28 protein-coding genes are annotated in these 26,423 nt (G+C 39.8%); 2 read left to right on the plus strand and 26 right to left on the minus strand.

Going from position 1 to position 26,423, the window contains the following annotated elements:
• Positions 1-10 precede the first annotated feature (10 nt).
• The 16 genes from atpG to TE34_RS05330 all read right to left on the minus strand — a co-directional run bounded on the left by atpG (position 11) and on the right by TE34_RS05330 (position 15,237).
• Positions 11-868, minus strand: a complete 858-nt coding sequence (gene atpG, locus TE34_RS05255; RefSeq protein WP_047983780.1) for an ATP synthase F1 subunit gamma — start codon at positions 866-868, stop codon at positions 11-13.
• Positions 869-1,285: 417 nt separating this feature from the next.
• Positions 1,286-2,800: a F0F1 ATP synthase subunit alpha gene (gene atpA / locus TE34_RS05260; RefSeq protein ID WP_047983781.1), complete on the minus strand. Its 1,515-nt coding sequence runs from the start codon at positions 2,798-2,800 to the stop codon at positions 1,286-1,288.
• 18 nt (positions 2,801-2,818) lie between these two features.
• The gene (locus TE34_RS05265; RefSeq protein WP_047983782.1) at positions 2,819-3,364 is read right to left on the minus strand and encodes a F0F1 ATP synthase subunit delta; all 546 of its coding nucleotides are present in this window, start codon (positions 3,362-3,364) and stop codon (positions 2,819-2,821) included.
• Positions 3,361-3,888 carry a F0F1 ATP synthase subunit B gene (gene atpF / locus TE34_RS05270; RefSeq protein ID WP_047983783.1) on the minus strand — a complete coding sequence of 176 codons (528 nt, stop codon included), beginning with the start codon at positions 3,886-3,888 and terminating at the stop codon, positions 3,361-3,363. Before atpF ends, TE34_RS05265 begins: the two co-directional genes overlap by 4 nt.
• Before the next feature lie 117 nt (positions 3,889-4,005).
• Entirely contained in the window at positions 4,006-4,215 is a 210-nt protein-coding gene (gene atpE, locus TE34_RS05275) for a F0F1 ATP synthase subunit C (RefSeq protein WP_010099433.1), read from the minus strand.
• A gap of 86 nt (positions 4,216-4,301) precedes the next feature.
• Positions 4,302-5,024 (minus strand): F0F1 ATP synthase subunit A, encoded by a 723-nt coding sequence (gene atpB / locus TE34_RS05280; RefSeq protein WP_047983784.1) that lies wholly within the window; start codon positions 5,022-5,024, stop codon positions 4,302-4,304.
• 17 nt (positions 5,025-5,041) lie between these two features.
• Positions 5,042-5,416 (minus strand): ATP synthase subunit I, encoded by a 375-nt coding sequence (locus TE34_RS05285; RefSeq protein ID WP_047983785.1) that lies wholly within the window; start codon positions 5,414-5,416, stop codon positions 5,042-5,044.
• A complete protein-coding gene (locus TE34_RS05290; protein ID WP_330218303.1) occupies positions 5,413-5,646 on the minus strand; it encodes an AtpZ/AtpI family protein in 234 nt (77 codons plus the stop codon). The genes TE34_RS05285 and TE34_RS05290 overlap by 4 nt, the downstream gene beginning before the upstream one ends.
• A gap of 719 nt (positions 5,647-6,365) precedes the next feature.
• Entirely contained in the window at positions 6,366-8,582 is a 2,217-nt protein-coding gene (locus TE34_RS05295) for a S8 family serine peptidase (protein ID WP_047983941.1), read from the minus strand.
• Between the two features lie 97 nt (positions 8,583-8,679).
• The gene (gene wecB, locus TE34_RS05300; protein ID WP_047983786.1) at positions 8,680-9,795 is read right to left on the minus strand and encodes a non-hydrolyzing UDP-N-acetylglucosamine 2-epimerase; all 1,116 of its coding nucleotides are present in this window, start codon (positions 9,793-9,795) and stop codon (positions 8,680-8,682) included.
• A gap of 24 nt (positions 9,796-9,819) precedes the next feature.
• Positions 9,820-10,449 carry a uracil phosphoribosyltransferase gene (upp, locus tag TE34_RS05305; RefSeq protein WP_047983787.1) on the minus strand — a complete coding sequence of 210 codons (630 nt, stop codon included), beginning with the start codon at positions 10,447-10,449 and terminating at the stop codon, positions 9,820-9,822.
• A gap of 490 nt (positions 10,450-10,939) precedes the next feature.
• The gene (locus tag TE34_RS05310; RefSeq protein ID WP_047983788.1) at positions 10,940-12,175 is read right to left on the minus strand and encodes a serine hydroxymethyltransferase; all 1,236 of its coding nucleotides are present in this window, start codon (positions 12,173-12,175) and stop codon (positions 10,940-10,942) included.
• A 28-nt stretch (positions 12,176-12,203) separates the two neighbouring features.
• Positions 12,204-12,773 (minus strand): TIGR01440 family protein, encoded by a 570-nt coding sequence (locus TE34_RS05315; protein ID WP_407944351.1) that lies wholly within the window; start codon positions 12,771-12,773, stop codon positions 12,204-12,206.
• 54 nt (positions 12,774-12,827) lie between these two features.
• Positions 12,828-13,274, minus strand: coding sequence for a ribose 5-phosphate isomerase B (gene rpiB, locus TE34_RS05320; protein WP_047983790.1), 447 nt, complete (start codon positions 13,272-13,274; stop codon positions 12,828-12,830).
• Positions 13,275-13,303: 29 nt separating this feature from the next.
• Positions 13,304-14,596, minus strand: coding sequence for a methyl-accepting chemotaxis protein (locus TE34_RS05325; protein WP_047983791.1), 1,293 nt, complete (start codon positions 14,594-14,596; stop codon positions 13,304-13,306).
• Positions 14,597-14,637: 41 nt separating this feature from the next.
• Positions 14,638-15,237, minus strand: coding sequence for a low molecular weight protein arginine phosphatase (locus TE34_RS05330; RefSeq protein ID WP_047983792.1), 600 nt, complete (start codon positions 15,235-15,237; stop codon positions 14,638-14,640).
• Between the two features lie 372 nt (positions 15,238-15,609).
• On the opposite strand from TE34_RS05330, the gene TE34_RS05335 reads away from it, so the two are divergent.
• Entirely contained in the window at positions 15,610-15,804 is a 195-nt protein-coding gene (locus TE34_RS05335) for a DUF2187 family protein (protein ID WP_047983793.1), read from the plus strand.
• Between the two features lie 106 nt (positions 15,805-15,910).
• Here the strand turns inward: TE34_RS05335 and TE34_RS05340 are convergent, their stop codons facing one another.
• From TE34_RS05340 to spoIIR, 4 genes are all read right to left on the minus strand, one after another.
• Complete coding sequence (locus TE34_RS05340) at positions 15,911-16,447, minus strand: manganese efflux pump MntP (protein ID WP_047983794.1); 537 nt, start codon at positions 16,445-16,447, stop codon at positions 15,911-15,913.
• Between the two features lie 338 nt (positions 16,448-16,785).
• Positions 16,786-17,814 (minus strand): L-threonylcarbamoyladenylate synthase, encoded by a 1,029-nt coding sequence (locus tag TE34_RS05345; protein ID WP_047983942.1) that lies wholly within the window; start codon positions 17,812-17,814, stop codon positions 16,786-16,788.
• Between the two features lie 227 nt (positions 17,815-18,041).
• Positions 18,042-18,443 carry a GNAT family N-acetyltransferase gene (locus TE34_RS05350; protein WP_047983795.1) on the minus strand — a complete coding sequence of 134 codons (402 nt, stop codon included), beginning with the start codon at positions 18,441-18,443 and terminating at the stop codon, positions 18,042-18,044.
• Between the two features lie 78 nt (positions 18,444-18,521).
• Positions 18,522-19,121 carry a stage II sporulation protein R gene (gene spoIIR / locus TE34_RS05355; protein WP_047983796.1) on the minus strand — a complete coding sequence of 200 codons (600 nt, stop codon included), beginning with the start codon at positions 19,119-19,121 and terminating at the stop codon, positions 18,522-18,524.
• A 101-nt stretch (positions 19,122-19,222) separates the two neighbouring features.
• On the opposite strand from spoIIR, the gene TE34_RS05360 reads away from it, so the two are divergent.
• On the plus strand, positions 19,223-19,729 hold the full coding sequence (locus tag TE34_RS05360; RefSeq protein WP_047983797.1) for a GNAT family N-acetyltransferase: 507 nt from the start codon (positions 19,223-19,225) through the stop codon (positions 19,727-19,729).
• 46 nt (positions 19,730-19,775) lie between these two features.
• On the opposite strand, the gene prmC is transcribed toward TE34_RS05360, so the two are convergent.
• From prmC to glpX, 6 genes are all read right to left on the minus strand, one after another.
• A complete protein-coding gene (prmC, locus tag TE34_RS05365) occupies positions 19,776-20,627 on the minus strand; it encodes a peptide chain release factor N(5)-glutamine methyltransferase (RefSeq protein ID WP_047983798.1) in 852 nt (283 codons plus the stop codon).
• Between the two features lies 1 nt (position 20,628).
• Positions 20,629-21,699, minus strand: coding sequence for a peptide chain release factor 1 (prfA, locus tag TE34_RS05370; RefSeq protein ID WP_047983799.1), 1,071 nt, complete (start codon positions 21,697-21,699; stop codon positions 20,629-20,631).
• A gap of 205 nt (positions 21,700-21,904) precedes the next feature.
• Complete coding sequence (locus TE34_RS05375; protein ID WP_047983800.1) at positions 21,905-22,525, minus strand: thymidine kinase; 621 nt, start codon at positions 22,523-22,525, stop codon at positions 21,905-21,907.
• Positions 22,526-22,729: 204 nt separating this feature from the next.
• Positions 22,730-22,975 carry a type B 50S ribosomal protein L31 gene (locus TE34_RS05380; RefSeq protein ID WP_047983801.1) on the minus strand — a complete coding sequence of 82 codons (246 nt, stop codon included), beginning with the start codon at positions 22,973-22,975 and terminating at the stop codon, positions 22,730-22,732.
• Between the two features lie 472 nt (positions 22,976-23,447).
• Positions 23,448-24,728, minus strand: a complete 1,281-nt coding sequence (gene rho / locus TE34_RS05385; protein ID WP_047983802.1) for a transcription termination factor Rho — start codon at positions 24,726-24,728, stop codon at positions 23,448-23,450.
• A gap of 495 nt (positions 24,729-25,223) precedes the next feature.
• The gene (gene glpX / locus TE34_RS05390) at positions 25,224-26,195 is read right to left on the minus strand and encodes a class II fructose-bisphosphatase (protein WP_047983803.1); all 972 of its coding nucleotides are present in this window, start codon (positions 26,193-26,195) and stop codon (positions 25,224-25,226) included.
• Between the last annotated feature and the right edge of the window lie 228 nt (positions 26,196-26,423).

Raw genomic sequence — 26,423 nt, forward strand, 5'->3', positions numbered from 1 at the left:
ATCCACAAGACTATTCTAGAGCGGCTGCTCCACCAACAATCTCGGTAATTTCTTGTGTGATCGCTGCTTGGCGCGCACGGTTGTAAGACAATGACAATTCATCGATAAGATCAGATGCGTTATCAGTTGCACTCTTCATTGCCGTCATACGTGCAGCGTGTTCACTGGCTTTTGCATCCAGTAAAGAACCGTAGATTAGACTTTCAGCATATTGCGGTAAGAGCACTGCCAAAATTTCTTCTTCTCCTGGTTCGTATTCATACTGGCTTCCTTGTCCGGTAGCACTATCCATATTTTCAATCGGCAATAGCTGGTTTGTTGTAACAACTTGAGATATTGCACTGACATAATGGTTATAGATAATGACTAGTTTATCAATTTCTTCATCACTGTACATTTGCACGGTTTCAGATGCGATATCTTTAATAAATGCAAATGATGGCTGATCTGGAAGTCCAATAATGCTTTTCGCCATTGGAATATTACGTTTCTTACAGAAATCTACAGCCATTCTTCCGATTGCAATAACGGTATATTCATCAGAAGATGTGTGATTTTTTTCGATTGTATTTTTTAGATTCCGTAAAATGTTCGCGTTATACGCACCTGCTAAACCACTATCAGCAGTAATCGCGATATAACCTGTCTTTTTCACCTCGCGAGTTTGTAGCATTGGATGTGTTGCGTCAGTATGTTTTGCAATACTTGCCACAACCTCCTGCATCTTCTCGCTATAAGGAACAAACTTCTTCGCATTTTGCTCCGCTTTGTTCATTTTAGCTGCAGATACCATTTCCATCGCTTTGGTGATTTTTTTCATTTTTCCTGTAGAATCAATACGTTTCTTTATATCTCTAAGTGATGCCAAGCTCTTTCACCACCCTTTCGTAGGCAGAGTTCGTGGAGAGGTTAGAATAAAAGCTGTTTGATGTAAGAAAGATTAGATCAATACTATAATAACTGCACCTTAGCCGCTCCAGGAATATACTGCGCTTTTACTTCCAGCACAGGGGCGACATCTGCTCGAAAAAACCTCGCAGTGTCTACCTTGCCGTGGGCGGCTGGTGAGCCAGGCTACTACAACGAGTTTGCTTCATTGCTGCCTTGCACCGAGGAATCCTTCTGCGTAGCGTTACTTGCAGACGCAGGTGCATTCTCGGGGGTCTCACCTATGCCTATCCTCCCACAGGAGTCTCCGTATATTCCCGGAGCTGATAATGCCATTGACCGTCTAAATTCACCCTTTTGATTTATCCTAACTTCTCACTTATCACTCTTAAGGTAATTATTTATTATCAGATGTTAAGAATGTCTTTTTAAATGATTCGATTGCACCGTTCATATCTTCCGTTTCTGGAAGGTTTCCAGTGTCACGAATTGTAGCAAGTAATTCAGGCTTATTAGAATCTAACCAACCATTGAATTCAGACTCGAAACGAGTAATATCTTCTACTGGAATGTCATCTAAGAATCCTTTTGTTAGTGCATAGATAATCGCTACTTGATACTCAACTTTTAGAGGCTTATGTAAGCCCTGTTTTAATACTTCTACGGTACGAGCACCACGGTTAAGTTTTGCTTGCGTCGCTTTATCAAGGTCCGAACCGAACTGTGCGAATGCCTCAAGTTCACGGTATGAAGCTAGATCCAGACGTAATGTACCGGCTACCTTCTTCATCGCCTTAATTTGCGCAGAACCACCTACACGTGATACTGATAGACCGGCGTTAATCGCTGGACGTACACCAGAGAAGAATAGGTCAGATTGCAAGAAAATTTGTCCATCAGTGATGGAGATAACGTTTGTTGGAATGTAAGCAGAGATATCTCCAGCTTGTGTTTCAACAAATGGAAGTGCAGTTAGTGAACCAGCACCAAGTGCGTCACTAAGTTTCGCTGCACGCTCTAGTAAACGTGAATGTAAGTAGAATACATCCCCTGGGAATGCTTCACGACCTGGAGGACGACGAAGTAATAGGGAAAGCTCACGATATGCTGATGCTTGTTTCGATAAGTCATCATATACAACAAGTACGTGCTTGCCATTGTACATGAATTCTTCACCCATTGTTACACCTGTATATGGTGCTAGGTATAATAATGGAGCTGGGTCAGACGCACCAGCAGATACAACGATTGTGTAATCTAATGCGCCATAACGGCGGAAAGTTTCTACTGTTCCACGAACGGTAGATTCTTTTTGTCCGATAGCAACATAAATACAAATCATATCTTGGTCTTTTTGGTTTAAGATTGTATCAACCGCTACTGTAGTTTTACCAGTTTGACGGTCACCGATGATAAGCTCACGTTGCCCACGACCGATTGGTACTAGTGCGTCAATCGCTTTAATACCTGTTTGAAGTGGTTCATGAACTGATTTACGATCCATTACTCCAGGAGCAGCAGATTCGATTGGACGAGTTTTGCTCGTTTCGATTGGTTTACCACCATCAATTGCTTGCCCTAGTGGGTTAACAACACGACCAATTAGTTCCTCACCAACTGGTACTTGCATGATGCGACCTGTACGACGAACTTCATCGCCTTCTTTAATTTCTGTGTAAGGGCCTAAGATAACGATACCGACGTTAGACTCTTCCAAGTTTTGCGCCATACCCATTACACCGTTCGAGAATTCAACTAGCTCTCCAGCCATGACATTATCAAGACCGTGAGCACGTGCGATACCGTCACCAATTTCAATAACTGTTCCGACATCACTTACTTCAATATCTGAATCGAAATTTTCGATTTGCTGTTTTATCAGTTTACTGATTTCTTCAGCTTTGATGCTCATACCATTTCACCCCTATCATCAAATGTTCGCAAGTTTAATATTTTGCTCGATACGACGTAGTTTACCACTAATTGTTCCATCATAAATGGTGTTACCCATACGAATCTTCACACCACCAACAATAGAAGGATCTACTACATTTTCAAGCTTGACCATTGATTTATTTAAGCTCTTTGCAAAAGAAATTTCAAGCTCTGCTTTTTCAGCATCGGATAACTTACGAACAGAATATACTTTTCCTTGTGCAACTCCGCTTGCCTCGTTTACAAGTGCTTCAAAGCTTGTCACAACATCAGCGATGCTGTCTACGCGATGACGTTCAGCAAGAAGCTTTAATGTACTTAATACATCTTTGGAAGCCCCTTTGAACACTTCATCTAAGAATGCGCGCTTTTTGTCATTTGTAACACGTGGATGCGCTAAGAATGCATGTAATTCACTGTTCTCATTAAAAACTTGCTTCACAACACGTAATTCTTCTAACGTTTCATTAAGTGTTGTTTTTTCACTTGAGAGCCTGAAAAGAGCATCTGCATAACGTTTGGCAACTACTGCTTCACTCATCGCTCTTCTCCTACCTCTTTAATGTATTCGTTGATCAACTTCTCTTGATCTTGTGCACTTAGTTCTTTTTCAATTACTTTACTTGCAATAAGAACAGATAAGGACGCAACTTGATCTTGAAGTGCTTGAAGTGCTTTTTCTTTTTCGTTCTGAATATCTTGTTGTGCTGCTTTTTTGATACGATCAGCTTCAAGGCGCGCAGATTCAATAATATCTTGTTCCTGCTTCACACCAGCGTTTTTCGCATCCTCTATCATTTTTTGTGCTTCTAATTTTGTTTGTTTTAATTGTTCTGCTGCTTCTTTAGACGCTTTCTCTGCTTCCAAACGACTTTGTTCTGCAGCTTCTATTTCGTTAGCAACATATTCTTCACGTTTTTTCATCATGTTCATTACTGGGCCCCATGCGAACTTACGCACTAGGAATAGTAAAAGAGCGAAGAAGAATAGTTGATACAACATGTCACCAACATGAAATCCCCAAATTATGGCATCTGATGCATAAATAGTTGTGAATGCTTGCACTGAATTCACTCCTTTCAACCTGATTCAACAATCATCTAGAATGTTCACGTAATACTTAGTTAAAAACAACGGCGAAGTTTTATTGGACCTTCGCCATTTCAATTTAATATCAAATTACTACATTACCATTAATGCGATAACTACCGCGATGATAGGCATAGCCTCTACTAGACCTACACCGATGAACATTGTAGTTTGAAGTTGACCTTTTAGCTCAGGTTGACGAGCGATCCCTTCAACTGTTTTACTTACGATAAGACCGTTACCAATACCTGCACCTAGTGCTGCTAAACCTACCGCTATTGCTGCTGCTAATGCTCCTGACATAATAAAAATCCTCCTTAGATTATATATAAAATTTTTAATAATTCCGGTTTTAACAGATTACTATTAAAACTGGTTGTTACACGAAATTAATGTTCTTCACTTACTTTGTGAGAAATGTAAACCATTGAAAGCATTGTGAAGATAAATGCTTGGATACCACCGATAAAGACGGAGAATCCTTGCCATGCTAAGAATGGAATTGCCCCACCGATAAATCCTAAAACTGAGCCAGATACTAATCCTACTAATAGAGTTAGTAGTACTTCCCCGGCATAAAGGTTACCGAATAGACGCAAGCCTAGAGTTAGCGTATTTGCAAACTCTTCAATAATTTTAATTGGAAATAACATTGGTAGTGGGCGGAAATAATCTTTTACATATTCTTTTCCACCACGAAGTTTGATTCCATAGAAATGTGATAAAACAATTACCATTGCAGCTAGTGTTAGGGTAATACCCGGATCTGCTGTTGGTGATTTCCACCAGACAGTATGGTCGTGTATTCCGTTTGTGATAACACCAAGCATATTTCCTACTAAAATATAAGAAAATAGTGTCAGTGCTAATGGTAAAAATAGCTTACCAGTCTTCCAATCCATCGTGTCATTTACGATTCCTTTTACGAAATCAAGTATCCATTCCATTACATTTTGTGCACCAGTTGGTTTCATTTGTAACTTTCTGGCTCCTAGTACGGAAAGAATAAACACAATTAAGGATGTAACAGTAATCATAAATATGTTCGACAAGTTGAAATCAAGCCAACTGATTCCAAAGACGTCGTGGTAAATCGGCGCCCCATGACCCATATTTATTCACCCCTCTTTCAAGCGCTGTCCTTATTTTTGTACATAATAAAATCTATCATAATGACCAAATAGGAAGTCATTAATCCAATAATTACGGCAATCATATTAAAATACTCTTCGTAACGAAGTGATAGTATGACTGCTAAAGCAACTGCAGCAAGCCTTGAAAATGTACCTAGTCCTCGTGCCTTTTGTTTAGTAGCGACTGCTTCTGTAAATTCGATTGTTTTCTTTTGTAATAGATATAGATTATAGAAGCTGATGGCACTTCCTAGTAGAAGCCCGAGGAAAATACGTAAATAAGGAGTAAATCCTGCCCCAAGTACGAGAATTGCTAGAAGGTAAAACATCCACTTACGTTGACGGGCATATTGATTTTCATTGTTGGTCATTCCTTATTATCTCCCGTTTCCGTGAATTTCTTAACAGTTGTTAGCATTCCATAGATTCCTGCAGCTAGTCCTATCAGAAGCCCAATTATTGTGAAAATTGGCCTTGTGGATAATAGATTGTCAATCCAGCCACCAAGGAAAATCCCTAGAATCGTCCCACCTGCTAAGTTAGCAGAAACCGCACTTGCTAATACAATTGCTCGATGTGGTTTGTTCCCCAATCTGATCACTCCTAATCTAGAGTTCCTGGGGAAATGATTGGTGTGTGTTCACATTTCTTGCCTTATGTAAGCAAAAAAAATTTGACATAGTCAAGACTTTTTCATGTAAACCTTATCATTCCACACTAAGTCAGTTTACCTTAGCCTACCTTTGTTTGTCAATTGGTATCCTATTAAATTTGACATATTTTATACAATCCAAAATTTGTATATAAACCAATGATTTGTAAAGATTTGGCGTTACGTATTTTCTACTATTAGTATATCGAAACTAGCGTCTGTATTTCGTGACAGTTTTGTGAACTCCATTAATAAATTTAGGGAGTTGGGTAGGTGAATTCTATTGTATTAGTTGTGACCCGCCCTGGAAATATATTTCGCTTTTACTTCCAGCACAGGGGCGACATCTGCTCGAAAGTACCTCGCAGTGTCTACCTTGCCGTGGGCGGCTGGTGAGCCAGGCTACTACCTGAATAAGCTTCCTTGCTGCCTTGCACCGAGGAAGCCTACATCGTAGCGTTACTAGCAGACGCAGGTGCATCTTGCGGGGTCTCACCTATGCCTATCCTCCCACAGGAGTCTTCGTATATTTCCGGGGCTAGTATAGATTAATATACATCTTATAGACCAACATAATACTTATGTCCCAACTATTCCATTTAATAATAAAGGAGATGATAAGTTGTCTATCTACCTTTTACCTCTCTATTAGTAAATGCCTCGCTCCTCTACAAATCTGGACTAATCACGATTTCTGTTTCATAACTTTCATACGTGCCATTTTCCAGTTGTACCGTAATGATGGCTAAATATCTACCAGGCTTGCCAAGGTCCCTCTTTCGTATATAGCCCTCATTCATTCCTACTTGCGTATCTTCCATTCGGAATAATGTTCGGTCAAATATCAATGTCTGTGGATCATAGAGTTCTACTTCCACACTTCTCGTTTCATCTGTTAAATATAATCGGTAGACAAATTCATCTTCAGAGAAGGATTTCAGAGTAAATTCGAACCCTGTCGCCTTCGGATAATCTGCTGTCTCATTGATAAATAAATATGGTAGATGATACTTCTCGTTATCCGAGCTTAGGGTTAGCCACCCTTGGTGAATGCCCTTTTCCATTTGTGGCGAGGTAATACTCAAGTCTATCGGTATCTCTACTTTTTCCCCTGCTTCTACTTCAAACGGCATTGGAAGATTCCAACTAAGGCCAGTTTGTTTTCTAGGATTCGTAAAGGCATATTTCTTTGTTTGATTGGATGTGTTTTCGATGGTTAGTTTTATTGTTTCTGTCTTGCGGTAATCATTGATTTTCCCAAAGGATAAAGATGGATTATATATAATGGTCGGTGTTTCTATGGCACGCTTTGGATCTATTTTCCCCATACCTTGTATAATGGGCTCAATCAGTTGACCAGTTTCGTCTGTAATTGGGATGGCAGTTGTTTTCAATGCACCATAGATTTGCTCATTCGTCCATTTTGGTTTGGCCTCTTTCATTAATGCAATGACCCCTACAACATGAGGTGCTGCCATGCTCGTCCCTTGAAGTGCCATGTAACCACCTGGGACAGTACTTAAAATATTGGTTCCCGGAGCAAGTATATCTGGTTTAATATCCCAGTTAACTGTCACTGGACCTCGTGAACTAAATGGCGCGATTCCACTTTTGGTTTTTTCATAGATAGTATCAATATAGGGGTGCTTTTGCTCGGATGCATATTGTACAAGCCACTCCCCATCTTCTTTTGAAACCGATACTACCGGAATTTGGAGTGGTTCCCGGCCAGCTAAAGCTCCGCGGAAGCTCCCTGCTTCATTGTTATAAATGATAACCGCAATGGCACCTTTTTCTTGCGCCTTTTTTGCCAATTCATAGAATGGAATTTTCCCTCTTTGTACCAATGCTATCTTCCCATCAAGGTCCTCTTCATAACCTAATGCCAGTTCATAATCCATGGAGAGTTCCCAGGAAATGGAGCCTTGCATCGGCAGCATGGTTATTTTTTTATCCGACAAGCTGTCATATAACATCGGAATCGTTTGTGAGTTGGCAAAAGCTCCAACCGCAAGTGCATTCGCTGCTGTTGCTGGAGCTCCTACTGTCCAGTTATTGGGTCCACTATTCCCATTGGCAATGACGACTGCTATCCCAAGGTCCGCCGCGCGATTCACGGCAACACTTGTCGGATAATCAGGTCCATTGACCGAATTTCCAAGTGACAGATTGATAATATCGACACCATCTTTCACCGCCTGTTCCATCGCAGCGATTACTTGTACCGACGTTCCGCTCCCCCCAGGACCTAATGCTCGGTATGCTCGAATTTCAGCACTTGGGGCGACTCCTTGCAAGCTTCCATTGGCTGCAATAATTCCCGCTACATGACTACCATGATTCGTTGGGGCTCCTTCTGTCTCTGTCGTTTCCATTGGGTCCTCGTCTAAATCTACTAAATCATAGCCACCAGCATAATTTAGTTGTAAATCTGGATGGTTATAATCAATTCCTGTGTCGACAACTCCGACTGTTATCCCTTCTCCTGTATATATGGTGTTATTAAGTTCGGAAGGGATAACGATCTCCGGACTACCTTTCAGTAAATCCTCAATAGAATCAATTGGTTTTTCCATTGTGTTGGTTTGATAAGTTTGCACGGTATGTATGGATTTGACAAAATCTAATGTCCCCATCTTTTCGAGTTGGTCCGGTGACCCTTGTAGGGCAAGTCCATTAAAAAGTTTTTCATAGGTTGCGATAACATCAATAAAGGGGTGGTAAGTTTCCAAATATTTTTTGTGCTCTATCGGATTTCCTTCTACCTCAATAATAATGGATTGATGTTTCTCTCTTTCTTGTGCAAAGACTTCCTTCGGTGTAGCAAAGCCTTCACTTGGTATGGCAAAAAAAGAAAAACCAACGATAAGCGCCCATAGTATCATTCGCACAAAATCCCTCCTCCAAATTATTCTTTGTAAAATTTGGGTGGATGATACATTAATCGACAAAAGAGACTCCCGAAATGGAAGTCTCTTATCATTATTTGTTAAAGTATTCGGTTATCGCATCGGCAATTCTGCGTGATGCTTCGCCATCCCCGTACGGATTAGAAGCTTTTGCCATTTTATCATGGGCTTCTTGACTAGAAAGTAATTCATCCGCAAGATTAAAAATCGTATCTTCATCTGTTCCTGCTAATTTTAACGTACCTGCATCGATTCCCTCTGGACGTTCGGTCGTATCACGTAATACAAGAACCGGAACACCAAGGGACGGAGCTTCCTCTTGAACTCCACCTGAGTCAGTCAGGATTAAATGTGCATGCGCAGCAAAATTATGGAAATCAACGACATCAAGCGGCTCGATTAGTTGGATCCGATCATCATCCCCTAATATCTCATTGGCTGTCTGTCGCACAACTGGATTTAAGTGTACAGGATACACTACTTGAATATCTTGATGTTTCTCCACTAAACGTTTGATCGCACGGAACATTTGCTGCATGTTTGTTCCTTGGTTTTCCCTACGGTGTGCAGTCATTAAGACTAAACGTTTACCATTTAGACCTTCAAGAATCGAACTAGTATAACTTGGGTCAACGGTTGTTTTTAATGCATCAATTGCCGTATTCCCCGTTACATAGATTCGGTCCTCAGGTTTATTTTCATCTAGTAGGTTTTGTTTTGATTTCTCCGTTGGTGAAAAATGCAAATCTGCCATTACCCCAGTTAGTTGCCGATTCATTTCTTCTGGGTACGGCGAATATTTATTCCACGTGCGAAGTCCTGCTTCCACATGACCTACTGCAATTTGATTATAGTAAGCAGCAAGGGATGCAGCGAATGTCGTACTTGTATCGCCATGAACAAGCACGATGTCAGGCTGCGTTTTTTTCATGACTTCATCCAGACCTTCTAACGCACGAGTTGTAATTTGAGCAAGGGTCTGTTTTTGCTTCATGATGTTCAGATCATAGTCTGGCGTAATATTAAATATCTCTAAGACTTGATCAAGCATTTCTCGATGCTGAGCCGTTACCGTAACAATCGGCTCAAACTCCTCTGAACGCTTTTTCAATTCCAGAACAAGTGGAGCCATTTTAATAGCTTCTGGTCTTGTCCCAAAGATCGTCATAACTTTGATGCGTTTTGGCATCTTAATCCACTCCACCATTTCTATTTACTTGGTACCGAACAAGCGGTCACCAGCATCACCTAGTCCAGGTACAATGTACGCATGGTCATCTAATTTTTCATCCAATGCAGCTAAATAAATATCAACATCTGGATGTGCTTCTTTAATTACTTCAACACCCTCTGGTGCGGCAATTAAACACATCAGACGAATATTTTTTGCTCCACGGTTTTTAAGCGATTGAATTGCATCATTTGCTGATCCACCTGTTGCTAGCATTGGGTCGATAACAATCAGCTCACGTTCTTGAATATCGGAAGGAAGTTTTATGTAGTATTCTACTGGTTTTAATGTTTCTGGATCACGGTATAACCCAACATGTCCAACCTTAGCAGCAGGAATCAGTTTTAACATTCCGTCCACCATTCCTAATCCTGCACGAAGAATAGGAACTAAACCAATCTTCTTACCAGCTAACACTTTAGTTTTTGTTGAGGTTACTGGTGTTTCGATTGTTGTTTCTTCTAGTGGTAAGTCACGTGTAATTTCGAAAGCCATTAACATTGCAACCTCATCCACTAGCTCACGAAATTCTTTTGTTCCTGTATTTCTGTCTCGAATAAATGATAATTTATGTTGGATCAACGGATGATCTAAAACATGTACATTTCCCATTTGGCGACCACTCCTTTAGTTAATTTCTTACATCTTTAAAATTGTACTGAAAAACAGACTGTTATTCAAGGTTAAGGTCGGAAATGTTAGGAAGGTGTAATAATATAGCGTTATTTATCGAGAAATGTGGCCTTGTTAACTTCATTTGGAACTATTTTTCTCTTTGAAAGTGATGTTAAGAGGCTTTATTAACTTCATTTTAATCACTAGTTTTCTGGCAAAATCATGGTAAGAGCGCTTATTAACTTCATTTCAATTAACATCTTCATGGCAAATTGATGCTAAGATGCTAAGAAGACTTATTAACTTCATTTCAATCAACATTTTCATGGCAAAATGATGTTAAGGGCGCTTATTAATTTCATTTCAATCAATAGCTTCATGGCAAATTGATTCTAACAGCCCCTATTTACCCAACCCAACTTACTCCAGTAATTAACATTAACCACTAAAAAAGAGGAAACCCCTTAGGGAATCCTCTCCAAATCTATTAAACATACAACGGTGATTTTTCTGTTAGAGCATTTACTCGTTCAGCAGCTTCTTTTAGTACTGCTTCATCTTCATGGTTCTTTAATGTTAATGCAATAATGCTAGCAATTTCACGCATTTCAGCTTCTTTAAAACCACGAGTTGTAACAGCTGGTGTTCCGATACGGATACCACTTGTTACAAATGGACTTGTTGTATCAAATGGTATCGTGTTTTTGTTCACGGTAATTCCAATTTCGTCTAACACGTGTTCGGCAACTTTACCTGTAATTTCAAGTGGTGTTACATCTAAAAGTAATAAGTGGTTGTCTGTGCCACCAGATACAACGCGGATGCCTTCTTCTACAAGCGCTTCTCCAAGTGCTCTTGCATTAGCGATAATTTGCTTACAATATACTTTAAAATCATCCGATAATGCTTCCTTGAATGCAGTAGCTTTCGCAGCAATAATATGCATTAAAGGGCCTCCTTGCATTCCAGGAAAGACTGATTTATCAATTTTCTTCGCATATTCTTCTTTGCAAAGAATCATCCCACCACGAGGCCCGCGTAATGTTTTGTGAGTCGTCGTCGTTACAAAATCTGCATATGGTACTGGGTTTGGATGGAGACCTGCCGCCACAAGTCCAGCGATATGAGCCATATCCACCATTAAATAAGCGCCAACCTCATCTGCAATTTCACGGAATTTTGCAAAGTCAATGGTACGAGAATATGCACTTGCGCCTGCTACAATTAATTTTGGTTTCACTTCTTTTGCTTTTTCTAATACAACATCATAATTTAATTGTTCGGATTCTTGATCCACTCCGTAATCTACGAAGTTGTAAAGTGTTCCACTGAAGTTAACAGGGCTACCGTGGGTCAGGTGTCCTCCATGATTAAGGTTCATCCCTAGAACAGTATCCCCTGGCTCTAATACGGTGAAGTAAACGGCCATGTTCGCTTGTGCACCAGAGTGTGGCTGAACATTGGCGTGTTCTGCACCAAATAATTCTTTGGCACGGTCACGAGCTAGGTTTTCTACAACATCTACATGTTCACATCCACCATAGTAACGCTTCCCTGGGTAGCCTTCTGCATATTTATTGGTTAGTACGGAGCCCATTGCTTCCATTACTGATTCTGAGACAAAGTTTTCAGATGCAATTAGTTCGATTTTTGTTTGTTGGCGTGATTTTTCTGCTTCCATTGCTTCGAATAATTCGTGGTCTGTGTTTTTTAAATGTTCCATCAGTAAATCCTCCCTGTATTATATATATTTATGTACATGCATTCGAATCGGCCGTTACTTCATAATTTGCGCGTCTGCCGCCTATGAGCTTCGGTCGTGTTCTTGCTACGTTAATTCTTGCTTCGCCAATGTAGCGTTGGTTTAAGCGAATTGGTACGGCGACATGTTTTAGATGCATGCCAATCATGGTTTCTCCAATATCTATTCCAGCATGTGCTTTTATATGTTCTACGACAACTGGTGCTTGTAGATTTTTGTAAGCATACGATGCCATGGAACCTCCAGCTTTTGGTACGGGAATAACAGATACTTCTTCTAATTGATATTTTTCAGCGGTTTCCCTTTCCACTACTAGGGCTCGGTTTAAGTGCTCGCAACATTGGAAAGCAAGCCTAATTCCAGTGCTTTCTTGGAGCTTTTTTATACTTGAAAAAATCTCAAACGCAATTTCCTCACTGCCTGCTGTTCCAATTCGTTCACCAGCCACTTCGCTAGTTGAACACCCAATAACAAAAATGGAATCGCTTACTAAAAAGTCTTCATGTTGAAGCTCAGTTATTACAGCTTGTAAATCGCTCTTAATCTTATCTACCTGCATTGTCATCACCTAAACTTAGTAGAAGACGAAGGAAGAATCCTTCGCCCCATTTTTTTATAGATTTTTGTCTTCGTAGGCTTTGATTTTACTCAAACGGTTTTCATGCCTGCCGCCTTCAAAGTCGGTTTCTAACCAAGCTTTTGCAATATCTCTTGCAAGACCAGGACCGATAACTCGTTCGCCCATTGCAATCACATTTGCATCATTATGCATACGAGTTAGTTTGGCGCTATACACATCGGAAAGTAGTGCACAGCGAATGCCTTTTACTTTGTTAGCAGCAATCGACATTCCAATTCCCGTACCGCAAATTAGAATGCCACGGTCAAATTCACCACTTGCCACTCGCTCTGCTGCTGGAAGGGCATAATCCGGATAATCTACCGACGTTTCACAACTACAGCCGGTATCCTCGTACTCAATACCCATTTCTTCTAATAGGCTTTTCACTTCATTACGAATTGTCATTCCTGCATGGTCACCTGAAATAATTACTTTCATTTACCTTCAGCTCCTCTTCTTCGTTGTCGTTATTTCACTCGAAACTTTTGAATTTGCTTATTCAATCCCTTTGCTTGCTCTTCTAAATCATGTACTAAATCCTCCACTTTATCAATGGAAGCTGATTGCTCTTGGATAGAAGCATTTACTTCTTCAGCACCTGCAGAGGTTTCCTCGGCAATAGCTGCTACCTCTTGTGATTGAGATGCTGTTGCTTGGATTGATGCAAGTTGCTGATTAACAATCGTTAAAATAACTTCGATTTCACTAGCAACTTCTTCCACTGATCCAGACATTTGCTCAATGGATTCATTTGTTGTCACACCATTATTCGCTTCTTTTACTGCTATCTGTACATTTTCATTTATTTTTTTTACAACAAGATTTACATCATCTTGGATTGCTTTAATAAGCTCAGAAATGCGTTGTACAGCTTGAGCACTTTGGTCTGCTAACTTGCGAATTTCATCTGCTACAACCGCAAAGCCTTTCCCGTGCTCGCCTGCTCTTGCCGCTTCAATCGAGGCATTTAAAGCAAGTAGGTTCGTTTGTTCCGCGATTTCTCCAACCATTGAAATAATCGATTCCACTTGTAAGGCATTGTCCTTTAGATGGTCGACATCTTTTAGAGACAGCTCTTGATCTTGTGCTAGCTTTTGAATTCCTTCTACTAGTTGATGAACAACCTGTTTACTCTTGTTCAAGGTTTCTAGCATAGTAATCGATTTTTCTTTTGATTGGCCAGCTTTTTCTTGAACCTTTTCTGCTAATACAGTTGCTTCTTCCACTGACTCTACTGTTTGTTGAATTGCCTCTGAAGAGTTTTCTGCACCTTTCGAAATATCTTCTACAGATGCACTAATTAAATCAGAGTGTTGGGATACGAGACTAGAAGCCTGTCGCAACTGAACCACAGACTGATTCGTATTATTAAAATGTATATCTATATTATGTACCATTTCCTTTAGATTTTTTAACATCGCATCAAAAGAAGTGCTTAGTGCACGAATCTCATCGTCAGAACGAGGAATCGTGACCTCTTGATTCAAGTTACCTTCTGCTACTTCAGAAGCAACTTGTGCTAATCGATTTAGAGGTTTCGTAATAACACGTGCCGCTATGAAGGCTAGTATTCCTGACCAAATAATACCTAGTGACAATATAGTAAGGGTATAAACTTCCATCGAAACTGGCCAAAACTCTACGACATAGTCATAAAGTAGATAAAGAAATAAAGCACTTGTCGAGTATGTAATCATGGCTAAAATTGTTGTAAACATTACCAGCTTTATCCTTAGTCCAAAGCGATATTTTTTGCTCATCTGTATTCCCCCAGGTTTTTCTCTCTAGTTATAGTTTTTAGTTATAGTTTTTTTATTAAAAGCGTAATATAATTTTCTATTTCGTCTAATGCCTTTTGATAGGTTGGTAAATCTCCCCCGAAAGGATCGGAGATGTCATAATTGATTAGACTACTTTCTAATTGAATTATTCTCTCTATATCAGGTTTTAAGTGTTCTCTAATATTCTCTTCTAGCTGGGCATTATTTAACTTATGTTGATGCTCCGCCATGAATGTCGATCGTTTTAATTCGTAGTCCGCATAAAGTGATTTTAATTCATTCCACACTTTCTTATCGGAATCAGAGACGAATTCTTTTAATGTAAAATACTTGTCCTGAAAATTTGGATATTGCATCATCAGTGACTGCTTGTGTCCAGTCGTCATCGTTAATACAGCATCCGCCCAGTTTAGTAATTTTTCATCAACTGGCTGAGAATGATGGTCCAGGCTAATGCCCTTCTTCTCTAATGCAACCACGGCATGTTGAGAAGCACGTTGATTTTTCGCAGCAAAAATCCCTGCAGATTTTACCTCAGCATGTGGCATCTTACTTTTTAATAAAGCTTCTGCCATCGGGCTGCGGCAGGTATTACCCGTACATACGAACAAAATCTTCATGAATGAACCTCCAATTCCAGGCAATCTATTCTAACTAAAATATAACACAGAATAATCTTAGTTGATAGAAAAACTGTATTGTTCCTCGATAATCGATTAAGCGAATGATAAATGAACATTTCGAATCACGAAACAAAACCATTATATGACAAAATACCTAGTTAAAAGTTATTAAATTGTCTAAATTGATATAAATTTATAGAAATTCTCCGCCATTAGTATTACTATAGACATAATAAATTAAAATACCTAAGTTACCAATTTACTAATTTTATAAATTTTGATTCATTTAACCTCACATAACTCGGTAATTTCTTTATACAATATAAAGAAGTCTCATTTAGGTATTATCCTTTGGGAGGGGAATAATTTATGAACAAAACTGAAACAGCAAACGTAGGGGACATGGTACTTTTTGACAGACGTAACGGGCAGTACGAAGGAAAAGTATTTCAAGTGAGAGAAAATAGCGTTTTAGTAGAATTATCAAAGGATGCAGCTAAGATTTTAGGTTATGAAATGCCTAATACGGTAGTGAGACACGGTCGATATAGTATAATTTCGTAATATCATTAGTGTAAAAGGGGTCTGTCCCCTAAAATACAAACATCGTTTAGACTCGTTTGTTTTTTAGGGGACAGACCCCTCTAACGTTCCATATGTAGAGGAAGTACTAGAATATTATATAAAGACCAAATCCACATAAGATACTGCCGCCTAATATTTCACTATACGCCCCTAGAAATCCATGTACTTTTCTTCCGATTAACATACCAGCCCAGGTGAGGACCATACTGGACGCACCAAATAATAAAATGGTTAGGACCGTTTTCGCACCGGAAAGCCCAAGACTTAACCCAACAGAAAAGCTATCAATACTGACACTTAGTGCAAAAATCACCAATCCAAAACCTACAGTCTGTACAACTCTTCCCGCTTCATGATTAAATGCGGAAAACAACATATGTGCACCGATACCAAATAGTAAAAGTCCACCTGCTAATGTTGTCCAATCCCCGATTTGCTCTGATATTAACTTTCCCGTCAAGATTCCTATCAATGGCATGATGATATGAAATACCCCAATCACTATCCCTATTGTTGCAATTCGTTTTAACCTAATCTCCTGCATTCCCAAGCCAAGGCTTACTGAAAATGCGTCCATTCCTATTGCTATTGCCATTATTAAAATCGAAATAAATTCTCCCATGTATTATCCCCCTTGGACATGCTACTACACTATATGCTTGTCCTTGGGGGATTATGATTGTGGATAGTAGTTGAAGGTTGGGAGCTTTCTTTCGGTTGGAGTTTTTCCAGAACGGTTGATGATTGTTCTCTTTTGGTTGATATTTCCCCATTATGGTTGATGTTCGCTCTCTTTTGGTTGATAATTCCCCACAACGGTTGATGTTTACCCTTTTCCGGTTGATAATTCTCCAAAACGGTTGATACTTGCTCTCCTTCGGTTGATAATTCCCCAATAACGGGTGACGACCACTCATCTCTAGTTGATAGTTCCTCACAAAAAAAGGGCAACCACGATGGTTACCTCTCCACATATCTGCTTGCTGCTTTACGCAATCGGTTCATAATTGCCTGTCCAATTCCGATTTCCTGATACGTATCACAAAGAATGATATCCACATCCTCTTGCCTGAATCTTCTTAGGCCATCATATAGATTGGCTGCAACTTCTTCCGGCGACTCTCCTAATGAAATTGCTTCTGAAACATTTAGCTTTTCAAGTGTGTTTCGATTAGCAAGCACCCCAACTCGCTTACCTTCAGCTACCAATTCATCGTGTACAGCTTGCATTCGTTCACTGCCCCCCTGGATTAACCACATCGGTACCTCCGGAGCGTAATGCTTATATTTCATACCTGGTGCTTTAGGTTTTTCTTTACTTTCTGCATGCTCAAGCGCTGGATCAATCATCACCTTACCAACAACTTCTTCCAATTCTTCCTTCGAGATTCCACCTGGTCTTAGGATAACCGGAATATCCTGTGTACAATCGATAACGGTTGATTCTACACCAACCCCAGTTGGACCGCCATCTACCACACCGGCAATTTTCCCGTTAAGATCCTCCCAAACATGGCCGGCTGTTGTCGGACTTGGCTTTCCAGATAGATTTGCACTCGGTGCCGCGATTGGGATGTTACACGCCTTTAATAAGGCTAGAGCTACCGGATGACTTGGGATGCGAACTCCGACCGTCGATAAACCAGCAGTAACATTTTCCGCACAAGTTCCGTTGCTAGGCAAAACATAAGTAATCGGCCCTGGAGAAAATGAACGAATTAACTTGTCCACATAATCTGGAACATCCGTTACTAGATTGTATAGTTGTTCCTTATTCGCCACATGGGCAATGAGTGGATTGTCTTGCGGACGACCTTTTGCTTGAAATATTTTACCCACTGCAGCTGAATTTGTGGCATCAGCACCTAATCCATAAACTGTCTCCGTAGGGAATGCAACTGCTTCACCTGTCTTCAGAATTGCAGCTGCTTCTTGTATCTTTTCTTCTATATTTTTTCCGTTCACGATATTCCAACGTTTTGTTTCCACCATAAACTCCCTCATTTCTTTTCTCATTTTATCCGAATGATGAGGGTTACGCAAAAAATACAGTTATCCACATAAAAAAAAGGAAAACCTGCAGTTTATCCACAAGTTTTCCAAACAAACGTTCATTTTATTCTCTTTAACCACAACTAATCCACGGAATAATGATTTATCGACAGTTTTTTCACAACTTGTACACAAGCACTTGTGGATTATGTGTATAAAACTAATTAGGAAACCTCGTATGCCCACCAATTTCCTTCTTTACGGGCAGGGTTAATAACGTTCAACGCTTCCTTTTGCGGATGGAATTGTAATGCATCAAGCAAAATATCCACTACCGGTTGATGGCTATGTACATAAACCTTCTTCGCTTCTTTCGTTTTCGCTAGGACAATGATAGTTTCTAGTAACACCGGTAATTTCTGTGCTGACTCTTTGGCAATGTATAGTTGCTTTAACCAAAAGACGCCATCCTCCACTGTTGATAGAACAAAACATCCTTTAATCTCTTCACCTATCTCAACCACATAGCCACCGTTCACTAAGTCTTCCTTGTTAACCTGGTCGGTGGTTGCTAGAAACGTATCCATTCTTTCTTCCGTCACATCACTCGCTAGTAATAACTTCATTCTCTCACCCCAATGATTAGAAATTGATACTGTTATAGAATCTCGCTTTTCTATCATTTTATGCATGGGTTTAATAATCTATGACAAACCTAACCATTCAAATAGGAAAAACTTAATCTTTAATCCAGTTTCTTCTGTTCCTTCATCTTCAAAACCACCTGGACTAGCTTCTGCAACACTGATTCCATTCGCAAAGTCTAAGAAACATAATGGTGGAAATAAGACACACCACCAATTGGATCCTTCTCCTTCGCCAATTGTAATAAGGATTGCTTCATACTCTCCTGCAGGATATAGATAATTCCCATAGATTTTTGTTGGAAAACTCACGCTATCATTGTAGGCTACATCAAAATCACGATTTTCTCCCTCTTCTTTCAATGTTTGCTTAACAATTTCACCAATCTCTGGAACTCTATCTTCTAATAATTGTCTAGCTTTTTCGATATCTGTAATTTCAGCAACCCACTCTGTAATTGCTGCATTGACATTATCTCTCACCTTACGTTTAATCTCTTGATCGGACTCATTATCACTGTTTGCTAAAATACGTAAGCGAATCGCGTCATCCGGTATTACTTCATAGTCATCAAAATTTTTTTCACTTCCTTGTCCCTTGATTGGTAAAGAAAGTGCTATCATAATAAGAATAATAATTATAAATCCAAATTTCTTCATCAGTACCGTCCCCCGTTTATTGATTTAGTCACAGTATGGACAGGGGAGAAAGTTTTTAAACTAGTAATCTATTAATTTATATTATAAAGGAGGATTTGCAATTGAAAATTAGAAAAGCAACAGCTTCAGATGCAAGGAGAATTGCCATCGTACAAGTGGACAGCTGGCGAACTACCTATAAAAACATTGTTCCAGATGATTACTTAAAAAATATGAGTGTGGATAGGCGAGAAGATGTTTGGGCCAGTATGATTCCAAATCATACCGTATATGTAGCAGAAACAGAATCAGGAGAAATAGTAGGATTTGCAGGTGGCGGGAAAGAGCGAACTGGTAATTACCCTCCTTACAAGGGTGAGTTGTATGCTATTTATCTTTTGGAAAGCCATCAAAGAAAAGGTCTTGGCAAACAGTTGGTGGCACCAATTGCTAGGGATTTAGTAGATGTTGGGATCTATTCCATGATTGTTATGGTGTTAAAGGACAACAACTCGAAATATTTCTATGAGTCACTTGGAGCAAAGTTAATTGGTGAGAAAGATATTGAGATTGGTGGAAAGCAGTTGCTAGAACTTGTTTATGGTTGGGATGATATTAGGGATTTTTAATTAGAAATAGAAAGAGCGTTCCACCAAATGGGACGCTCTTATCTATTCACAGCTTTTCAGCAAAAACTATACGGTCTTTACCGCTTATATCTTTTAAAATAATTACCGTACTTTCAGGAAAATTTTCCTGTAGTAAGGTTTTTACTGCTTCTCCTTGTAGATGGCCTATTTCGAATGCTACCATGCTTCCTTGCTTTGTTACTTCTGATAACCGGGATACAATTTGCTTATAGGCTGCTAATCCATTATCCTCTGCAAACAAGGCTAGTTCTGGGTCATGGTTTACTACTGTATCCGAAAGCTCCGGCCGATCTGCTTCAGCGATATAAGGTGGATTAGATACGATAATGTCTGCTTTTAATTCCTGGTTTATAAAAGGTTCTAGAAAATCGCCTTGTAAGAAGGTTACATTAGCCTGTAAGCCCTCCGCATTTTTCTTCGCAGTATCTAAGGCTTCTCTTGATATATCGATTGCATAAACCGTTGCATTTGGTAGCTCCAAAGCAAGTGTAATCGCAATAATTCCACTACCAGTACCAATATCAACAATTGTAATTGGTTTATCCTTTGGTGCAGAATTGATGACGTGGAGGACAAGCTCTTCCGTCTCGGGACGAGGAATTAAAACATGCCGATTTACGGAAAATTTTCTTCCATAAAAGATTTCATGTCCGATTAAATGTTGAATCGGCACACCTGTTTCAATATGGTTTTTAATGTCTGCTTCGAACGTTTCAACTACACTCTCAGGAGTAGCTTCGCGCATATCCGCATAGAACTGTGTCTTTGACACGCCCAGGTGGTGCTGAAGCAGAAGTTCTGCTACTCTCGTTTCTCGGTTGTTTTTTTCTAAAAAAAGAGAAGCCCATTTCAGGACTTCGTATTGTTTTTTTGTCATATTATTCACCGATTTGTTCTAATTTATTTGCTTGTTCTTCTAAAATTAGCGCATCAATTACCTCATTCAGCTTACCCTCTAAAATCTGGTCTAGCTTTTGGATGGTAAGTCCAATTCGGTGGTCTGTCACACGGTTTTGTGGGAAGTTGTATGTTCTAATACGTTCCGAACGGTCACCGGTACCTACAGCTGATTTACGATGTTCATCATATTCTGCTTGTGCTTCCTGCTGGAATTTATCATACACACGTGCACGAAGGATTTTCATCGCCTTTTCTTTGTTCTTAATTTGTGACTTTTCATCTTGCATCGAAACAACAATACCTGTTGGTAAGTGGGTTAAACGAACAGCAGACATTGTCGTGTTAACACTTTGCCCACCTGGACCACTTGATGCAAATAAATCGACACGGATATCCTTATCATGAAGCTCTACTTCAACTTCTTCTGCCTCCGGTAATACGGCTACTGTTGCTGTCGAAGTATGAATTCGGCCACCAGATTCTGTTTCAGGTACGCGTTGTACACGGTGAGCACCGTTTTCATACTTTAGCTTAGAATACGCACCATTTCCTTTTACCATGAAAATGATTTCCTTATAACCACCTACACCAGTGGTATGTGCGTCCATCACTTCGGTCTTCCAGCCTTGGCTCTCCACATAGCGTGAATACATGCGGTATAAGTCACCTGCAAATAAGGCAGCTTCATCTCCACCCGCAGCGCCACGAATTTCCACGAATACATCCTTATCATCATTCGGATCCTTCGGTAAAAGGAGAACTTTCATTTTTTCTTCTAACGCTTCTTTTGACTTAGTAAGTTCGGAAATTTCCGACTTAACCATGTCACTCATCTCTTTATCTAAGTCATCCTCGAGCATTTCTTTCGCATCTTTTAGCTCTTCCGTCACATCTTTATATTCACGATAAGCTTGCACAACATCCTCAAGCCCTGATTGCTCCTTTGAATACTCTCGCAACTTTTTCGTATCACTTATAATTTCCGGATCACTTAATAACTCATTTAATTTATTATAACGATCTTCCAATGTTTGTAGACGATCTATCATCACGGTCACCTCACTAAGATTAACAGTATAATTATAGTATAGACGGGGGCTCTGGTCAAAATTCTTTTTTTAGGTAGTAGTTTTATGGAGGAGTGTTCTGTCGGTACACTTTATTAGCTCTATTACTATAGCCACCTTCCTCCACAGTTACATGCTCTATCATACTAAAAAAGCACCCTAACAAAAGGATGCTCTCTTTCCGGTCTTACTTTCCAACATTCATGAATTTTTTCATCCCGGCGCTTGTTGGGCTGTTAGGAACGTCATGATGATGACGACATCTTGGTTCGTACGATTCGGATGCACCGACCATAATAATTGGGTCGTTATAGGATGCCGGTTGTCCGTTGATTAGTCGTTGAGTGCGGCTTGCGGGAGATCCGCAGATCGGACAAATTGCATTTAGCTTTGTTACGGATTCAGCTAGGGCCATCAGTTCCGGCATTGGACCGAATGGCTCGCCGCGAAAGTCTTGGTCTAGACCTGCTGCGATAACACGGATACCTTGATCAGCTAGCTGTTCGGCTACGTACACAATGTCTTCGTCAAAGAACTGTGCTTCATCGATACCGACGATTTCTACTCCGTCTAGAATCTGTTCTAAAATATCTGCGGAAGAATCCACGGGGGTTGCCATAACAGAATTACCATTGTGGGATACAACTGAAACATCATCATATCGATTATCAATTGCTGGTTTAAATACTTGTACCTTTTGGTGTGCATAGGTTGCTCGTCTTACTCTCCGGATTAGTTCTTCGGATTTACCTGAAAACATGCTGCCACAGATTACTTCTAGCCAGCCGCTTTGCTTCATAACATACATGTTTTGGGATCTCCCTTCGTTTCTTCGATTGTTTATGTTTATGTTTTATAAGTATTATCAGTGCAGTCATTATCACTAGTATTGGTATTTTAATAAATAAAAAACAGGCAAAGCATAGACGATTTGCCTGTTTCCTATCGGAATGAGTATACTCACCCGAATGTGTATACTTGGTCTTATCGCATATTGCGGTTAAGAACCAACTTATTTCATATTATATTTCTTCTTGAATCGATCTACACGTCCACCAACAGTATCAGCTTTTTGCTTACCTGTGTAGAATGGATGAGATTCTGAAGAAATCTCTACACGAATTAATGGGTATGTGTTACCATCTTCCCACTCGATAGTTTCTTCGGAATATTTAGTAGAACCGGTTAAGAATTTGTATTCTGAGCTAGTATCAAGAAATACTACTTTTCTGTACTCAGGATGAATTCCTTGTTTCATGTCTTTCACTCCTTCTGCCCTGAATCCTTTGGAAACAGAGTTATTTTAAGAGCCACAATTAGGTATGCACCTTTTCTAAACTCACTAAAAAATTATAACAATCTGCGGGATTATTTGCAATAGCTTATTGACATATTTCTTATTTAGGAAAAATTAAATTTTCCCACGTGGTCCGCAGCCAGTATACACTACGCTTTCACTTCCAGTACAGGGGCGACATCTGCTCGAAAAAACCATCGCAGTGTCTACCTTGCCGCTGGGCGGCTGGTGAGCCAGGCTACTACTTGAGTAAACTTCCTTGCTGCCTTGCACCGAGGAAGCCCACTTCGAAGCGATACTTGAAGACGCAGGTGCATCTGTGGGGTCTCACCTAAGCCTATCCTCCCACAAGAGTCTTCGTGTATACTGGCTGCTCAGAGGATATACCTAATTTCCTACGACTCTATATGTTATAGTATATCCCTTTATTTCCCTATCTTCCGGTACGTTTACGTTGCATTTCTTCTTCTAATTTTTGTAAGAATTCTTGGTTGCCTTCTGATGCTTTTAGTTTTCTTAGGAATCGTTCTAGGAAATCTGGTGAATCTTGCATCGTTTTGCGGATTGCCCACATTTTATCAAGTTGTTGTTTATCAACTAGAAGTTCTTCTTTACGTGTTCCGGAACGTAAAATATCGATTGCAGGGAAGATTCTGCGGTTCGCTAAGTTACGGTCTAGATGTAATTCCATATTACCTGTACCTTTAAATTCCTCATAGATAACATCATCCATACGTGAGCCAGTGTCCACTAGCGCTGTTGCTAGGATGGTAAAGCTTCCACCCTCTTCGATATTACGTGCTGCACCGAAGAAACGCTTTGGACGGTGGAATGCTGCTGGATCAATACCACCTGAAAGCGTACGTCCACTTGGTGGAATTACTAAGTTGTATGCACGCGCTAAACGAGTGATACTATCCATTAACACGATAACGTCACGTTTGTGCTCTACTAAACGCATCGCACGTTCTAGTACTAGTTCAGATACTTTAATATGGTTTTCTGGTACTTCATCAAAGGTTGAGCTTACAACATCAACATCTGGATGTACCGAGCGCTCAATATCAGTTACTTCCTCAGGACGCTCGTCCACTAACAGAATGATTAATTTCGCTTCTGGATGATTCACAGAGATGCTGTTAGCAATTTCTTTTAATAGCATCGTTTTACCAGCTTTTGGTGGTGCAACGATTAAACCACGTTGACCAAATCCAACTGGAGCCATTAAATCCATAATACGTGTTGATAAACTTTTCGATTCTGTTTCAAGCTTCATGATACGATCTGGATATAATGCTGTTAATGCTGGGAAGTGAACACGTTCTTTCGAGGAGTCAGGGTCTTCGCCATTAACTGCGTCAACATGTAGTAAACCATAGTAGCGTTCATTTTCCTTTGGAGGGCGAACTTTACCGGATACTTTATCACCATTACGCAGGTCGAACCTACGAATTTGTGATGCGGAAATATAAATATCTTCTGCACTCGGTGAGTAGTTGATTGGTCTTAAGAAACCAAATCCTTCTGAAGGAATAATTTCTAATACACCATCCATGAAAAGGAAACCATCTTTTTCTGCTTGAGCCTTTAGAATGGAGAAGATTAATTCTTTCTTTGTTAGCTTTGCATAGTAAGATACTTTGTATTCTCTTGCTAGTGCATAAATTTCTTTTAACGTTAATTCCTGTAGCTTACTTAATGTTAATTCAGCCATAAAATCACCACGCCTATTCCATATACATATTTACTATTTTGATAGAAACATTACTGCTTATGTAAAATCTACATGCTACAGCAAAGAATCTTTGATAACGAGAAAAAAGTTGATAAGGCTTATCTGATTATTCAATGATATATTACTTCCTGATGTGAAATCTTTTTTTGAAGGGAAGAATAGTTAGAAGCTAGAATAGAAGTTTTTCGGCATCTCTCTAGAAAAGGATTGCCTTAAATTTAGGTTTTCATATATTTTGTATAGTAACCAAACAATACTTATCTTAAACATTTACAATGTTAAACGTTTTAATTGAATTATTCAATACTTTTTTTAGGCTTGGAAGATATAATTTGATAGGAGTAAAAGTAGATAGCGTTTCCTGAAGCTAATATTTCATGTCTACCTATGCACCTGAGCTTATTGCAGTTATGAGGAGTGGAAAACATTGGTAAATTAAAACCCAATGTTTTCCTGTTATTTAGAAAATCTAGCTTACTCTGGCTTCATGACTAAGTTTGGTTTTTTCTTTAAGCTATGTTCCCCGTCAATAAAACGAACGGTACCACTTTTTGCGCGCATAACGACAGTCTGTGTTTTCGCTTTGGAGCCTTTAAACTGAACTCCTTTAAGTAGTTCACCATCTGTTACACCAGTCGCCGCAAAGATGGCGTCATCTCCACCACAGAAGTCATCCATATAAAACACTTTATCGATATCCGTTATACCCATTTTATGACAACGGGCAATTTCTTCATCATTTTGTGGGACAAGCTGTCCTTGCATTTCTCCGCCTAAGCATTTTAATGCCATCGCAGCAATAACACCCTCTGGTGCTCCACCGATACCCATAAACAAATCAATACCTGTTTCATCAAACGCTGTATTGATGGCTGCCGCTACGTCACCATCTTGGATTAATCTAATTCTTGCGCCTGCTTCTCGAATTTCATCGATTATTTTCTGATGACGTGGACGATCTAATAAAATTACAACTAAATCTTCTATATCTTTATTTTTTGCTTCTGCTACGGCCTTTAAGTTATCAATGGTCGGAGCGTTAATATCAATTTTCCCTACTGCTTCTGGACCTACAGCAATTTTATTCATGTACATGTCTGGTGCATGAAGTACTTTACCATGGTCACCAATGGCAATTACGGTAAGGGCATTTGTTGTTCCACTAGCAACGATATTGGTACCTTCTAATGGGTCTACTGCGATATCTACTAGTGGGCCTGTACCAGTACCAAGTTTTTCTCCTATGTAAAGCATTGGTGCTTCGTCCATTTCGCCTTCTCCAATAACGACTTTTCCTCGCATTGGAATGGTGTCGAATACGTCGCGCATGGCAGTGGTTGCAGCGTCGTCTGCTTCTTCTTTTTTGCCTCTTCCCATCCAGCGTGCGGATGCGAGTGCTGCTGCTTCTGTTACGCGTACGATTTCCATTGTTAAACTTCTTTCCAAATTCTCCATCTCCCTTATAATAAATAACCTCATCCCAATAAAGGTTTATTTATTAAAGCGTAACCTAAAATTATCTCTTCTTGCCAAGACCGCGGTCCGAATACACTCCGCTTTCCTGCGGGGTGACCGGTGAGCCTCCTCGTGCTACGCACTGTGGGGTCTCACCCTGGCCACTTCTCCCGCGGGAGTCTCCGTGTATTCGGACCGCTTAGTGCTATATACTTTCCA

The organism is Ornithinibacillus californiensis, assembly GCF_001038485.1.
Lineage (GTDB): Bacteria > Bacillota > Bacilli > Bacillales > Amphibacillaceae > Ornithinibacillus > Ornithinibacillus californiensis.

What these genes read in the sequence shown, in the direction of transcription:
- atpA (WP_047983781.1), bottom strand. Translation starts at nt 2,800, where the DNA reads ATGAGCATCAAAGCTGAAGAAATCAGTAAACTGATAAAACAGCAAATC.
- TE34_RS05265 (WP_047983782.1), bottom strand. Translation starts at nt 3,364, where the DNA reads ATGAGTGAAGCAGTAGTTGCCAAACGTTATGCAGATGCTCTTTTCAGG.
- atpE (WP_010099433.1), bottom strand. Translation starts at nt 4,215, where the DNA reads ATGTCAGGAGCATTAGCAGCAGCAATAGCGGTAGGTTTAGCAGCACTA.
- atpB (WP_047983784.1), bottom strand. Translation starts at nt 5,024, where the DNA reads ATGGGTCATGGGGCGCCGATTTACCACGACGTCTTTGGAATCAGTTGG.
- TE34_RS05285 (WP_047983785.1), bottom strand. Translation starts at nt 5,416, where the DNA reads ATGACCAACAATGAAAATCAATATGCCCGTCAACGTAAGTGGATGTTT.
- TE34_RS05295 (WP_047983941.1), bottom strand. Translation starts at nt 8,582, where the DNA reads ATGATACTATGGGCGCTTATCGTTGGTTTTTCTTTTTTTGCCATACCA.
- wecB (WP_047983786.1), bottom strand. Translation starts at nt 9,795, where the DNA reads ATGCCAAAACGCATCAAAGTTATGACGATCTTTGGGACAAGACCAGAA.
- upp (WP_047983787.1), bottom strand. Translation starts at nt 10,449, where the DNA reads ATGGGAAATGTACATGTTTTAGATCATCCGTTGATCCAACATAAATTA.
- TE34_RS05310 (WP_047983788.1), bottom strand. Translation starts at nt 12,175, where the DNA reads ATGGAACATTTAAAAAACACAGACCACGAATTATTCGAAGCAATGGAA.
- TE34_RS05315 (WP_407944351.1), bottom strand. Translation starts at nt 12,773, where the DNA reads ATGCAGGTAGATAAGATTAAGAGCGATTTACAAGCTGTAATAACTGAG.
- rpiB (WP_047983790.1), bottom strand. Translation starts at nt 13,274, where the DNA reads ATGAAAGTAATTATTTCAGGTGACCATGCAGGAATGACAATTCGTAAT.
- TE34_RS05325 (WP_047983791.1), bottom strand. Translation starts at nt 14,596, where the DNA reads ATGAGCAAAAAATATCGCTTTGGACTAAGGATAAAGCTGGTAATGTTT.
- TE34_RS05330 (WP_047983792.1), bottom strand. Translation starts at nt 15,237, where the DNA reads ATGAAGATTTTGTTCGTATGTACGGGTAATACCTGCCGCAGCCCGATG.
- TE34_RS05335 (WP_047983793.1), top strand. Translation starts at nt 15,610, where the DNA reads ATGAACAAAACTGAAACAGCAAACGTAGGGGACATGGTACTTTTTGAC.
- TE34_RS05340 (WP_047983794.1), bottom strand. Translation starts at nt 16,447, where the DNA reads ATGGGAGAATTTATTTCGATTTTAATAATGGCAATAGCAATAGGAATG.
- TE34_RS05350 (WP_047983795.1), bottom strand. Translation starts at nt 18,443, where the DNA reads ATGAAGTTATTACTAGCGAGTGATGTGACGGAAGAAAGAATGGATACG.
- spoIIR (WP_047983796.1), bottom strand. Translation starts at nt 19,121, where the DNA reads ATGAAGAAATTTGGATTTATAATTATTATTCTTATTATGATAGCACTT.
- prmC (WP_047983798.1), bottom strand. Translation starts at nt 20,627, where the DNA reads ATGACAAAAAAACAATACGAAGTCCTGAAATGGGCTTCTCTTTTTTTA.
- prfA (WP_047983799.1), bottom strand. Translation starts at nt 21,699, where the DNA reads ATGATAGATCGTCTACAAACATTGGAAGATCGTTATAATAAATTAAAT.
- TE34_RS05375 (WP_047983800.1), bottom strand. Translation starts at nt 22,525, where the DNA reads ATGTATGTTATGAAGCAAAGCGGCTGGCTAGAAGTAATCTGTGGCAGC.
- TE34_RS05380 (WP_047983801.1), bottom strand. Translation starts at nt 22,975, where the DNA reads ATGAAACAAGGAATTCATCCTGAGTACAGAAAAGTAGTATTTCTTGAT.
- rho (WP_047983802.1), bottom strand. Translation starts at nt 24,728, where the DNA reads ATGGCTGAATTAACATTAAGTAAGCTACAGGAATTAACGTTAAAAGAA.